Annotated in this window: 10 protein-coding genes; 5 read left to right on the forward strand and 5 right to left on the reverse strand. The window is 72.1% G+C overall.

All coding sequences use genetic code 11. The annotated features are described in order from the left end of the window. Positions 1-56 precede the first annotated feature (56 nt). Genes xylA through uppS form a run of 4 tightly spaced genes read left to right on the forward strand, consistent with a single transcriptional unit; the run spans position 57 to position 3,854 of the window. A complete protein-coding gene (gene xylA / locus GKS42_RS04770; RefSeq protein WP_154792813.1) occupies positions 57-1,238 on the forward strand; it encodes a xylose isomerase in 1,182 nt (393 codons plus the stop codon). Positions 1,239-1,248: 10 nt separating this feature from the next. After that, positions 1,249-2,694 carry a xylulokinase gene (locus tag GKS42_RS04775; RefSeq protein WP_154792814.1) on the forward strand — a complete coding sequence of 482 codons (1,446 nt, stop codon included), beginning with the start codon at positions 1,249-1,251 and terminating at the stop codon, positions 2,692-2,694. A 1-nt stretch (position 2,695) separates the two neighbouring features. Next, positions 2,696-3,052, forward strand: coding sequence for a cupin domain-containing protein (locus GKS42_RS04780; protein ID WP_154792815.1), 357 nt, complete (start codon positions 2,696-2,698; stop codon positions 3,050-3,052). A gap of 52 nt (positions 3,053-3,104) precedes the next feature. Continuing rightward, positions 3,105-3,854: a polyprenyl diphosphate synthase gene (gene uppS, locus GKS42_RS04785; protein ID WP_154792816.1), complete on the forward strand. Its 750-nt coding sequence runs from the start codon at positions 3,105-3,107 to the stop codon at positions 3,852-3,854. 37 nt (positions 3,855-3,891) lie between these two features. On the opposite strand, the gene tyrS is transcribed toward uppS, so the two are convergent. Then, positions 3,892-5,094, reverse strand: coding sequence for a tyrosine--tRNA ligase (gene tyrS, locus GKS42_RS04790; protein WP_154792817.1), 1,203 nt, complete (start codon positions 5,092-5,094; stop codon positions 3,892-3,894). Positions 5,095-5,360: 266 nt separating this feature from the next. On the opposite strand from tyrS, the gene GKS42_RS04795 reads away from it, so the two are divergent. Next, on the forward strand, positions 5,361-6,584 hold the full coding sequence (locus GKS42_RS04795) for a glycosyltransferase (protein ID WP_154792818.1): 1,224 nt from the start codon (positions 5,361-5,363) through the stop codon (positions 6,582-6,584). On the opposite strand, the gene GKS42_RS04800 is transcribed toward GKS42_RS04795, so the two are convergent. The 4 genes from GKS42_RS04800 to GKS42_RS04815 are packed head-to-tail and all read right to left on the reverse strand — an operon-like array spanning position 6,553 to position 11,931. Beyond that, a complete protein-coding gene (locus tag GKS42_RS04800; RefSeq protein ID WP_154792819.1) occupies positions 6,553-7,494 on the reverse strand; it encodes an AEC family transporter in 942 nt (313 codons plus the stop codon). The genes GKS42_RS04795 and GKS42_RS04800 overlap by 32 nt on opposite strands. Further along, the gene (locus tag GKS42_RS04805; protein WP_154792820.1) at positions 7,491-8,378 is read right to left on the reverse strand and encodes an NAD(P)-dependent oxidoreductase; all 888 of its coding nucleotides are present in this window, start codon (positions 8,376-8,378) and stop codon (positions 7,491-7,493) included. Before GKS42_RS04805 ends, GKS42_RS04800 begins: the two co-directional genes overlap by 4 nt. Before the next feature lie 47 nt (positions 8,379-8,425). Further along, positions 8,426-10,348, reverse strand: a complete 1,923-nt coding sequence (locus tag GKS42_RS04810) for a DUF6807 family protein (protein WP_232847926.1) — start codon at positions 10,346-10,348, stop codon at positions 8,426-8,428. Continuing rightward, positions 10,345-11,931, reverse strand: a complete 1,587-nt coding sequence (locus tag GKS42_RS04815) for a glycoside hydrolase family 43 protein (protein ID WP_154792821.1) — start codon at positions 11,929-11,931, stop codon at positions 10,345-10,347. The genes GKS42_RS04810 and GKS42_RS04815 overlap by 4 nt, the downstream gene beginning before the upstream one ends. Between the last annotated feature and the right edge of the window lie 66 nt (positions 11,932-11,997).

The raw sequence follows: 11,997 nt of genomic DNA on the forward strand, positions 1-11,997 counted from the left end.
GGATAAGTTCAGCAGCACAACAAATCCGAGTTCCACCCAGACCAAGGAGCCCCGCGATGGTGCGCACGCCCACTGCTGATGACAAGTTCTCGTTCGGCCTCTGGACGGTCGGCTGGACGGCCCGCGACCAGTTCGGCGAAGCCACCCGCCCCGCCCTCGACCCGCGCGAGTACGCGACGAAGCTGGCCGAGGTCGGCGCCTGGGGCATCACGTTCCACGACGACGACGTGGTCCCGTTCGGCAGCGACGACGCCACCCGCGAGCAGATCCTGACCGACTTCAAGAAGACCACCGACGAAGCCGGCCTCGTGATCGAGATGGTCACCACGAACCTGTTCAGCCACCCGGTGTTCAAGGACGGCGGTTTCACCTCCAACGACCGGTCCGTGCGCCGGTTCGCGCTGCGCAAGGTGCTCCGCAACGTTGACCTGGCGGCTTCCCTCGGTGCGTCCACGTTCGTGATGTGGGGCGGGCGCGAGGGTAGCGAGTACGACGGCGTCAAGGACGTCAACGCGGCCCTGAACCGGTACCGGGAGAGCGTCGACATCGTGGCTGCGTACATCAAGGAGAAGGGCTACGGCCTCCGGATCGCCCTTGAGCCGAAGCCGAACGAGCCGCGCGGAGACATCCTGCTGCCCACCGTGGGCCACGCGCTCGGCTTCATCGCCGAGCTCGAGCACGGGGACATCGTTGGCCTGAACCCCGAGACCGGGCACGAGCAGATGGCGGGGCTGAACTACACCCACGGCCTCGGCCAGGCGCTGTGGTCCGGCAAGCTCTTCCACATCGACCTGAACGGGCAGCGGTCCATCAAGTACGACCAGGACCTGGTGTTCGGTCACGGCGACCTGCTCTCCGCGTTCTTCACCGTGGACCTGCTCGAGAACGGCTTCCCGGGCGGCGGACCCACCTACGACGGTCCCCGCCACTACGACTACAAGCCGTCCCGCACCGAGGGGCTCGAGGGCGTCTGGGACTCCGCCAGGGCGAACATGGAGACCTACCTGCTGCTCGCCGAGAAGGCGAAGGCCTACCGGGCGGACCCGGCCGTGCAGGAGGCGTTCGTGACCTCCGGTGTGCTCGAGCTGTCCGAGAGCACCCTTGGCGAGGGCGAGAGCGTGGCGGACCTGCTCGCCGACCGGACCGCGTTCGAGGACTACGACGCCGATGCCGCCGGTGAGCGTGAGTATGCCTTCGTCCGGTTGAACCAGTTGGCGATCCAGCACCTCATCGGCTAGGTGTAGACCCATGACGTCGACGTCGCAGCAGCTCGTGGCCGGGGTGGACTCCTCCACCCAGTCGTGCAAGGTGGTCATCCGGGACGCGCGGACCGGAGCGCTGGTGCGCTTCGGTTCCGCGCCGCACCCGGACGGCACCGAGGTGGATCCTGAGGCCTGGTGGGACGCCCTCCAGGTTGCGATCGGCGCCGCGGGCGGCCTCGACGACGTCGAGGCGGTCTCGGTCGGCGGCCAGCAGCACGGCATGGTCGCACTCGACGCCGATGGCGCCGTGGTCCGTCCTGCGCTGCTGTGGAACGACACCCGCAGCGCGCAGGCAGCCCTTGACCTGATCGCCGAACTGAGCGACGGCACGCCGGGCTCGGGGGAGCGGGCGTGGGCCGAGGCGACCGGCAGCGTGCCGGTCGCCTCGTACACGATCACGAAGCTGCGCTGGCTCGCCGAGCACGAGCCGGAGAACGCTGCCCGGGTCGAGGCCGTCGCGCTGCCGCACGACTGGCTGACGTGGCGCCTGGCCGGGGACGGGCCGGGCACCGACGGCCTGAGCCGCCTCACCACGGACCGCTCGGACGCCTCCGGGACCGGCTACTTCGATGCCGCCCGGAACGCGTACCGCTTCGATCTGCTCGAGCGTGCGTTCGGGCGCCGGATCGGCGTACCCGCCGTGATCGGCCCCAGCGAGCAGGCGCGCAGCCGCGACGGCCTGGTGCTCGGCGCGGGCGCCGGGGACAACGCCGGCGCCGCGCTCGGCCTCGGGCTGGGCCGGGGTGACGTCGCGATCTCGATCGGCACCTCCGGCGTCGTCAGCGCCGTGTCGCAGACCCCGACGGCGGACGCGTCCGGTCTTGTCTCCGGGTTCGCCGATGCGACGGGCCTGTTCCTGCCGCTCACGGCCACCCTCAACGGCAGTCGGGTACTGGATGCGATGGGTGCCCTGCTCGGGCGGCCTCACCGTGAGTTCGCCGAACTCGCGCTGAGCGCACCGGCCGGGTCGGACGGCCTGGTCCTGGTGCCCTATTTCGAGGGCGAGCGCACCCCGAACAAGCCGGACGCCACCGGCGCGATACACGGCGTGCGCCTCGGGAACACGACGCCCGCGCACCTGGCCCGTGCCGCCGTCGAGGGCCTGCTCTGCGGCCTCGCGGACGGACTGGACGCCCTGCGCGGCCAGGACGCCGAGGTCGACCGGATCGTCCTGATCGGTGGCGCCGCCCAGTCCGAGGCGGTCCGGCGGATCGCGCCGAGCGTGCTGGGCCTGGACGTGACCGTGCCGAAGCCGGGTGAGTACGTGGCCGACGGCGCGGCCCGCCAGGCCGCGTGGGTGCTGCTCGACGAGGACGAGGCGCCGCGCTGGCCGCTCGCGGGGGAGCAGACCTACAGCGCCGATGGAGCGACGCCCGGGCTGCGGGAGCGCTACGCCCTCGCTCGCGAGCTGACCCTGACCGCGGAGCGCTGACATGCGCAGGTTCGAGTTGCCACGGCGCACCATCGAGGCCTTCGGGAGTGCCGGCGTAGAGATGGACTTCCTGCCCCGGGTTGCCGGCGCAGCCGAGACGAGCGTGCACCTGGCCACGGTCGAGGCGGGTGGCACGATCGGTGTGCATCGCGCCACGAAGTCGCAGGTGTTCGCCGTGATCGCCGGCGCCGGCGAGGTGGCGGACACCGACGGTGTGCGGGTCCCGTTGTCCGCCGGCCAGCTCGTCATCTGGGAGGCCGGCGAGATGCATCAGTCCTGGGCGACCACGGCGATGTCGGTGGTGATCGTGGAGTCGGACGGGCGGTTCGAGACGACCGAACACCACCGGGAGCTGTAGCGGTCGACGCGGTGTCGAGCACGCGGACGATCCGATCCCGGCCGATACTGGGATGGTGAGGACAGCGGGCAGACCCTGGTGGCGATCGCGCGACGTCGGGGTCGACGCCGTACCGGAGCCGATCCGCCCTCGGCACGTCGGCATCGTCATGGACGGGAACCGGCGCTGGGCCAAGGCGATCGGCCAGGCCCCGAGCGTCGGCCACCGGGCCGGCGCCGACCATCTCGGTGAGGTCCTGGACTGGCTCAGGACGCGTGGCGTCGACCACGTCAGCGTGTTCGTCCTCTCGGCCGACAACATCCGGAAGCGTTCGACCGCAGAGGTCGGCTACCTCTTCGAACTCATCGAGTCCGTGCTTCCGGCCACCATCGAGCGGACGCGGCACTGGCAGGTCCACCTCTCCGGCGACCTCGCCCTGTTGTCGCCAGGGGCGCGCCGAGCACTGCGCCGCGCCGTCGAGAGCAGCCGCGGACGGGCGGGCCATCTCACGCTCGCCATCGGCTACGACCCGCACGCGGACATCGTCGCCGGCGTCCGTGCCGCACTCGCGGACGGTGCCGCGGAGCTGGACGGCGCCGGCCTGGTCGAGGCGATCGGGGAGCGGATGCCGGGCGGGCCGGTGCGGGACATCGATCTGGTCATCCGCACCAGCGGTGAACGCCGGATCTCGGGCTTCTTCCCGTGGCAGGCCGCCCGTGCCGAGATCGTCTTCTCGCCCAAGATGTGGCCCGCCTTCACCGAGGCCGACCTCGATGTCGCGCTCGCGGAGTACGGCCGCCGGCGCGTGGCAGCCGACACCTGACCGCGACGGTCGATCCGGCGCGGCGCCCGATCTCGCCTCATGGGCCGACCACCACCTCGAACCAGTTCCGGCGGCCGACCTTCAGGATGGCGCCGGGCGAGATCGCCGGGCGCGCATCGCCGTCCCGCAGCGGCGCCGAGTCGAGGGACACGGCGCCGTCGGCGATCAGACGTCGGGCGGCGTTGCGAGACAGTTCCGGTCGGGCGGCCAGGACGATCTCGAGCACCGCACTGGTGGGCGGCACGGTGAGGTGGGGGACGCCGTCGGGCAGTCCGTGGCCCGAGAACACGCGCGTGAACTCCGCCCGCGCCCGGCCGCCCGCGACCGAGCCGTGGTAGCGAGCCACGATCGCCTCGGCGAGGTCGAGCTTCGCATCGCGGCTGCTCGCCCCGCCCTGCCGCGCTCGGCTCTCGAGATCCTTCACGACGGCGTCGGGCAGGTCCGTGTAGACGCGCGCCCAGGCGCCGATCAGGTCGTCCTGGAGCGTCATCAGCCGTCCGAACTTCTCGGACGGGGAGTGCGCCAGGGCGACGTAGTTGTTCAGTGACTTCGACTGCTTCGCGCCACCGTCCAGCCCGGGGGTGATGGTGCTGGTGATGACGGTCTGCGGGCGCTGGCCGTGCTTGGTCTGCAGGTCACGGCCGACGGTCTCGTTGAACAGCTGGTCCGAGCCGACGATCGTCAGGTCGGAACCGAGCGCGACACTGTCGTAGCCCTGCAGCACCGGGTAGATCAGCTCGTGGACGCCGATCTCCTGACCCTCGCGGATGCGTGCCTTGAACATGTCGCGGGCGATGAGCTGTGCGTGGGTGACGAGGCCGAGCTCGCCCACCAGGTCGGCGATGGACATCGAGCCGAACCACTCGGAGTTGCGGCGGATCTCGAGCACCTCCGGGTCGTCGCGGAGCACCATGGTGACCTGCCTCAGGAACGCCTGGGCGTTGGTCTCGATCTCGTCCGGGGTGAGGACCGGCCGGGTCTGGTTGCGGCCCGTCGGGTCGCCGATCCGGGTGGTGGTGTCGCCGAGCAGGAACACGACGACGTGGCCGAGGTCCTGCAGGTACCGCATCATCCAGAGGTTCACCGCGTGGCCCAGATGCAGGTCGGGTGCCGTGCAGTCGACGCCGAACTTGATCCGCATCGGCCGCCCCGATGCGAGTCGATCGATCAGATCGGTACGGCCGAAGATCTGGTCGGTCGTCCGTCCCAGATGCGTGAGCACGGCTTGGCTGTCGTTCATGTGGTTCCTCCTCGATGGTGCGCTCGAGCGAGGACCGATGCAGCCACTCGCTCAGAGACGACGAAAGGTGAGGACCATGTGGTCCTCACCTGTGACTCTGGGGTGGCTGGCCGACTACGTCAGGGGCGCGCGGGCGAACGGCTCACACCAGAGCCGTTCGGATACACGCGACGCGTCAGCACGTTCGGCAGCCTATCGGATCACCGGGGTCGAGACGGTGACGGTCGGCGAGGCGCCGCTCCCGGATCGCGCACTACCGTGTGCAGATGTCACCTCTGCGGTTGGCGCTCGTCTGCCTGCACACCTCACCGGCCACGGAGCCGGGTGCGGGTGACGCGGGCGGGATGAACGTCGTCGTCTGGCAGCAGGCGCAGGCACTCGCCGCGCTCGGGCACCGGGTCGATGTGATCACCCGGCGATCCGACCCCGGCCAGCCGGAGCAGTCGACGCCGAGCCCGCACCTGACCCTGCGGTTCCTCGACGCAGGGCCGCCCGAACCGCTGCCGAAGGGCGCCCACGAGGACGTCATGGCGGAGTTCGGCGCCGCGCTGGGCCGGCTGGCTCGGCCCGTGGGCTACGACCTCATCCACTCCCACCACTGGTTCTCCGGGATCGCGGCGCTCTCGGTCGCCCGGAGCCTGGGCGTACCGCACGTGCAGAGCTTCCACTCGATCGCAGCCCCGGAGGCCACCCCGCTGTCGGCGGGGGAGCGGCCCGAGTCGCCCGGGCGCCTCGCGGGGGAGGCGATGCTCGCGCGTGAGTCCGACCTGGTGGTCGCGATCAGTGCCGCCGAGGCACGGACGGTCACGGAGCGCCTCGGGGGCGAGCCCGGCCGGGTGGTGATCGTCGGACCCGGCGTGGACAACAACCTGTTCCACCCGGACCTGCGCCACCACGAGGACGCCGGTGCGCAGCACCAGGAGCCGGGGCATCTGCTCGTGGCCGGCCGGCTGCACCCGCTCAAGGGCATCGACCTGGCCATCGAGACCCTCGCGCTGCTGCCCGAACCTCGTCCGCTGCTCGTGATCGCCGGCGACGCGGCCAGTGACACCGCCGCCTACGCCGAGCGGCTGCGCGCGCTGGCCCGGGATCGCGGTGTCGCCGGGCTCGTGCAGTTCGCCGGGGCGCAGCACCGGGCCGATCTGGCGAGCCTGATGCGTACCGCACGGGCAGTCCTGGTGGTGTCCCACTCCGAGACCTATGGCCTGGTGGCCCTCGAGGCCTCCGCGTCCGGGGTGCCGGTGGTGGCCGCCGCGGGCGCCGGCGGGCTCGCCGAGGCGGTGGTCGACGGCGTCACCGGTCTCCTCGTGCCCACCCGGGACCCGGGTGACTGGGCCGTCGCGGTCGAGCGGATCCTCACCGAGCCGGGGCTCGGCGCCGGCCTCGGGCGGGCCGGCCGAGAGCGCGCGCTCGGTCTGGACTGGGAGAACTCCGCGCGGGACCTGCTCGCCGCCTACGTCAGTGCATCAGGGCGACGACCACGATCATGACCGGCAGCGACAGCACCGTGGTGACCAGCTGTGCGTCCCGCGCGATCGCCTGCCCCTGCCCGTACTGGAGGGCATAGACCAAGACGTTCTGCGCCGTCGGGAGTGAGGCCATCAGGACCACCGCGAGGGTCTGGTCGGGGCTGAGCGAGAGTGCTGCGGCGATCCCGAAGGCGATCAGGGGGTGCACCACGGCGCGCATTCCGGTGACCACGATCAGATCGGGCAGCGGAGCGCGCGTGGCGACCGGCCGCTCGGCCGCGCCGGAGCCCTTCTTCGACCCGACCAGGGACAGCCCGAGCGTGATCAGGGCGAGCGGCGCGGCCGCTGCCCCGACGAGCCGGAACGGCTCCAGGACGAACTCGGGAGGTGACCACGGCAGCACCGCGAGCACGATGCCGAGGCCGGCGGCGATGGTGACCGGGTTCGTCAGCGGGCGCAGGATGAGCTGGCGTCGGGAGGCACTGCCCGCGGGCCGGGTGTCCAGGATCGCGAACGCCACCGGCGCCAGCACGAGCAGCTGCACCAGGAGCACCGGCACCACCGGTACGGCGGTGCCGAGCACGTACACGGCGAGTGGCAGGCCGAGGTTGCCGGCGTTCAGGTAGGAGCTCGACAACGCGCCGACCGTCGCCTCCCCGGTGCTGCGGTGCAGCACGAACCTGAGGATCGCGCCCGCACCGGCCGCAACGATCAACGTGGCCAGGACAGTGGTGAGCGCGCTGGAGGTGAACAGCAGACCCAGGTCCGTCTCGGCGATCGTGGTGAGCAGCAGCGACGGCGTCGCGACCGTGAACACAAGCTTCGCGAGCACGAGCTGGGCGCTCGGTCCGAGGACCTTGGTGGTGCCGAGGATCCAGCCGATGAAGGCGATCACCGTCATCGTGCCCAGCGCGACGAGAATCCCGCTCACGAGGCGGACCGCTCCTCGAGGTAGCGCTGCACCACCGACGAGTCCAGGTCGCCCAGTCCCGCGGCCACGACGCCGGCGAACACCTGCTGGAGGAACTGCGCGTGCTCGGTCGGGCCGCCGGTCAGCCGTCCCTGCGCCTGGGCGAAGTCGAGGTCCTTGATCATCAGGTGCGCCGCGCTCGCGGGCTCGTGATCGTGGGCGACGAACCTCGGGCCCTTCACGTCGAGGAGCCTGCTGCCGGCGTAACCACCGCCGAGGACGCTGAACAGCGCGGCCAGATCGAGGCCGGAGCGCTCGGCGATCACCGCCGCCTCCGCGAGCGCCACCGTCGTGGCCGCGACGATCAGCTGGTTGCACGCCTTGGCCACCTGGCCCGAGCCGAGTGGGCCCAGGTGGACGGCCCGCCCGCACGCGGCGAGCAGGTCCACTACGGTCGCGGCGTCCTCGTCCGCGCCGCCGACGAGGATCGACAGCGCCCCGGCGACGGCACCCTCCCGGCCGCCACTGACGGGGGCATCGACCACCCGCACGGCGCCACCCGTGCGCTCGGTGAGGTCGCCGGCCAGGGTGCGGATGCCGTCGGGCGACGAGGTCGAGCAGACCACGAGCAGAAGGTCACCGGTGCGCCCCGCGAGCAGGCCGTCCGGACCCTCCAGCACGTCCCGCAACTCGGGCAGGTCCGGCAGCACGGTGACGATGACGGCGCACTCGGCGGCGAGGGCCGCGGGGGTCGGCGCCCAGTCCGCGCCCGCCTGGAGGAGTTCGGCCGCCGACCCAGGGCGGCGCGCCGTCACGAGCAGCCGGCCGTCCTCGCGTCGGGCGGAGAGCAGGTGCCCGGCCATCGGCGCACCCATGGTGCCCAGGCCGATCACGCCGATATTCATGGTCGGCAACCTACCGCCGATGCGATGCCCGCCGGCTGCCCGGCCGATCAGTGGACGCCAGGCAGGCCAGGCAGCAGGGCCTCGATCTCGTCGCGGTCCAGGGCACGGTCGACCAGGAGCGCATGCAGCTCCAGCGGCAGGTCGGCACCCTCGGCGACGGTGAGCGGGGTGTCCCAGGCCAGCGCGGGACCCACCCCCAGGTAGTCCCCGGCGCGGGCGAACCACGGACGCGCGGCGGGCCCCTGGATCAGCAGGGCCGTCCACGCACCCTCCTCGCCGGCCCGGGAGACGGCCAGCCACGGGGACGTCGAACCGTGCGCGGCGTCCTCGCCCTCACCGTCGGCTACCAGCAGGCGGGCCGGGCCACCGATCGGGAATCGCCAGAAGATCCCGCCGTAGCCGGCTCCCGGGCGGCCGGACGTGGCCGGGCTCTCGATGGTCAGGGCCCGCACGGCCCGCAGGTCGCTGCGCCACGAGAGCTGCCAGCCATCTGCCCCGGGGCGGGCCGCGGCGGTCAGGGTCCGGTCCTCCTCGACGAGCACCTCGCCCTCGTGGGAGTACCACACGAGATGCTCGGACAGGGTCGCGCCGGTCAGGGTCAGGTCGTGGGGGACCTGGGTGCCGTGGTTCTCGAGCAGCGTCGGTCCGGCGCCGCGCACGAACGTGCGACCACCCCAGAACGACGTGCCGTTGACGGCGGGGACCGCCAGGGACAGCCCGTACTGGTGCCGGTGGTCGACCGGGCTCTGCTCGGTGAGCATGGTGCCCGCGAGGGTGTAGATCGGGTGGAGGTACGGGCGGGGGGCGTGCACGTCGGGCATCGCCGCATGGCGCTCGTACCTGGCCAGCTCGAGGCCGTCCACGCCGAGCACACCCACCTCGTCGTCCCGGCTCCAGAGCAGCACCCCGGGCGCCGCCGGGGTCGCGGGCGCCTCCGCGCCGGTGACCTCGGCGGCCGGACCGCTGCGTTCGCGGGGAACGGGACCCGAGCTGGCCCGTTCCACCAGTCGTGGCCGGAAGTACAGGGACGGGCGCTCGCCGCCGCCGAGGATCAGCTGGTGCAGCTGTTCCCAGGCCTGGCGGCCCAGTTCGGCCTGTGGCACGGCCATCGTGGTCAGTGCCGGCGTCGCGTACCGGGCGAACGCGATGTCGTCGAAGCCGACCACGGAGATGTCTCCGGGCACGTCCACCCCGGACTCGTTCAGCTTGCCGAGCAGCCCGAAGGCGACCAGGTCGTTGTAGGCGAGGACCGCCGTCGCCCGGGAGCCGAGCACCGCGTCGAGGGCGGCGTAGCCGTCCTCGATCATCGCGCCGCACGGCTCGTACCGGATGCTGATCTGCGGGTTCTCGCCCTCCAGGGCGCGCAGTGCACGAAGCCGGACCGTGTTCGAGGTGCTGCTCTCCGGCCCGGCGAGGTAGATGAACCGGGTGTGCCCGAGCTTGATCAGGCGCTGGGTGAGGGTGCGGATGCCGTCGGCGTAGTCGACCGAGAGCACGGGTACGGAAGCGTCCTCCGGGTCCCGGTTCACCACGACCACGGGCCCGGCGGTGGCGAGGACCTGCGCGAGGTCCGCGTCCGGCATCCGGGGCGAGCACAGGATGAGGGCGTCGCAGCGTCGCCGGGCCTCGAGGGCCAGCTCGAGCTCGCGCCCCGGGTCCTCGATACTGTCCGCGACCAGGACCCGATAGGAGTCCCGGGCCGCAGCCTGGTTGGCTCCGCGCAGGATCTGCTGGAACATCGGGTTCGACAGGTCCGGCACCAACAGCGCCACGGTCTGGGTGCGGCCGAGGGACAGGCTCCGGGCGACGGTGCTGGGGCTGTAGTTGAGCTCGGTGGCGACGGCGCGCACGCGCGCGGCCAGGTCGGCGCGGACGGTGGACCGCCCGTTCATGACTCGGGACACGGTGGCCCGGGAGACCCCGGCGGCGTCAGCGACCTCGGCGATGGTGGCGACCCGTGGGGTGTTCACGCGATCACCCCCGCCGTCGCCGCGTTCGCCCGGACCTGGGCCGCGTACGTCGAGCCGTGCAGGCTGAGCGTGACCGGGCCGAACCGGGCGCGGGTGCCCTCGTCGGTGCCGACCGGGGCGACGGCGAAGAGGCCGAGCTCTGCCCCGATCCACCGGCCGGGGCGGACCTCGAATCCTCCGACCGCCCGGACCCAGTCCGCGCTGTCGGGGAGCCGGTAGGCCAGGTCGGCGGTGCCGGTGCCGTCGCTGGTGAGGCGGATCTCGATCGTTGCCGGGCCGGGCAGGTCCGAACGATGCACGCGCTCCTCGGTGACGCCGTCGAGCAACCGGCCGGCCGCCACGGTGACGCCGTTCTCGGTGCGCTCAAGGCCGAGCCAGCAGTAGGCCTGACCGAGGATCACGAGCCCGGCGCGGGTGCCGGGGACGCCGTCGGGCAGGCTCAGGGTGGTGGTCGCGGTGAGCGGTTGTCCGGGCAGGACCTGACCGAGCACGTTGCCGAGCCCGCGCAGGTCGCCACGGTCAGCCGGCACCGCAGCCAGGGCGAGCGAACCGGAGCCGTTCGGGTGCGCCCAATGCGGTGCGGGGTTCGCCTGCCAGTGCCACTGCGGACCGAGCCCGGCCGCGGTGAAGTCGTCGCTGCCGTCCGGACCGTGGCCGGCCTGCACGGTTCCCGGGACCGGACTGTGATGCTCGAGCACGGGCCGGCCCACGCCGTCGGGGCCGGATTCCCCGAGCACAGGCCAGCCGTCGTCGTCCCAGGCCATCGGCTGCAGGTGCACCACGCGGCCGTACGCGCCACGGTCCTGGAAGTGCAGGAACCAGTCGTCGCCGTCGGGGGTGTCCACCCACGCACCCTGGTGCGCACCGTTGATCGGCGTGTCCCCCTGGGCGAGCACGATCCGGCCGGAGTACGGGCCGAAGACGTCGCGAGAGCGGAACACAGACTGCCAGCCGGTGCTGACGCCGCCGGCAGGTGCGAAGATCCAGTACCAACCGTCCCGCTTGTAGAACTTCGGGCCCTCGAGGGTGGTGTAGCCCGGCAGTGCGTCGCCGTCGACGACCGTGCGTGGGCGGCCGATCGGACGGCTCAGGTCGGGCGCCACCTCCACGACCGTCAGCCGGTTCTTGACCCCGGCCCGGCTCGCGGCCCAGCCGTGCACCAGGTAGGCGCGGCCGTCGTCGTCCCAGAGGGGGCAGGGATCGATGAGGCCCGATCCGGCCAGCAGCAGCGTGGGCTCGGACCACGGGCCGGCCGCCGACCTGGCTCGGGTGGAGAAGATGCCGTGGTCCGGGTCGGGATAGACGATCACCAGGTCGTCGCCGTGCCGCCGGATCGCGGGAGCCCAGACCCCGTCACCGTGCCGGGGGAGGGCGAAGTGGTCGACCGGTGGCACGGCCGGAAGGGCATGGGAGGCGACCGTCCAGTTCACCAGGTCGGGAGAGGTCAGCACCGGTAGGCCGGGCGCGCGGTTGAAGCTGGAGACAACCATGACATAGGTGTCACCGTCACGGATCGCGTCCGGATCGGGCCAGTCCGCGTCGAGGACAGGATTGAGATACCGCCCGGGCGGCGTGGTGGTCATCGGCATCGCGTGTCCTCCGGATCATGAGGTCTGCGTGCAGACTACCCGATCAGAAACCGGTTCCAC

Source organism: Occultella kanbiaonis, from assembly GCF_009708215.1.
GTDB lineage: Bacteria > Actinomycetota > Actinomycetes > Actinomycetales > Beutenbergiaceae > Occultella > Occultella kanbiaonis.

What these genes read in the sequence shown, in the direction of transcription:
- xylA (WP_154792813.1), top strand. Translation starts at nt 57, where the DNA reads ATGGTGCGCACGCCCACTGCTGATGACAAGTTCTCGTTCGGCCTCTGG.
- GKS42_RS04775 (WP_154792814.1), top strand. Translation starts at nt 1,249, where the DNA reads ATGACGTCGACGTCGCAGCAGCTCGTGGCCGGGGTGGACTCCTCCACC.
- GKS42_RS04780 (WP_154792815.1), top strand. Translation starts at nt 2,696, where the DNA reads ATGCGCAGGTTCGAGTTGCCACGGCGCACCATCGAGGCCTTCGGGAGT.
- uppS (WP_154792816.1), top strand. Translation starts at nt 3,105, where the DNA reads ATGGTGAGGACAGCGGGCAGACCCTGGTGGCGATCGCGCGACGTCGGG.
- tyrS (WP_154792817.1), bottom strand. Translation starts at nt 5,094, where the DNA reads ATGAACGACAGCCAAGCCGTGCTCACGCATCTGGGACGGACGACCGAC.
- GKS42_RS04795 (WP_154792818.1), top strand. Translation starts at nt 5,361, where the DNA reads ATGTCACCTCTGCGGTTGGCGCTCGTCTGCCTGCACACCTCACCGGCC.
- GKS42_RS04805 (WP_154792820.1), bottom strand. Translation starts at nt 8,378, where the DNA reads ATGAATATCGGCGTGATCGGCCTGGGCACCATGGGTGCGCCGATGGCC.
- GKS42_RS04815 (WP_154792821.1), bottom strand. Translation starts at nt 11,931, where the DNA reads ATGACCACCACGCCGCCCGGGCGGTATCTCAATCCTGTCCTCGACGCG.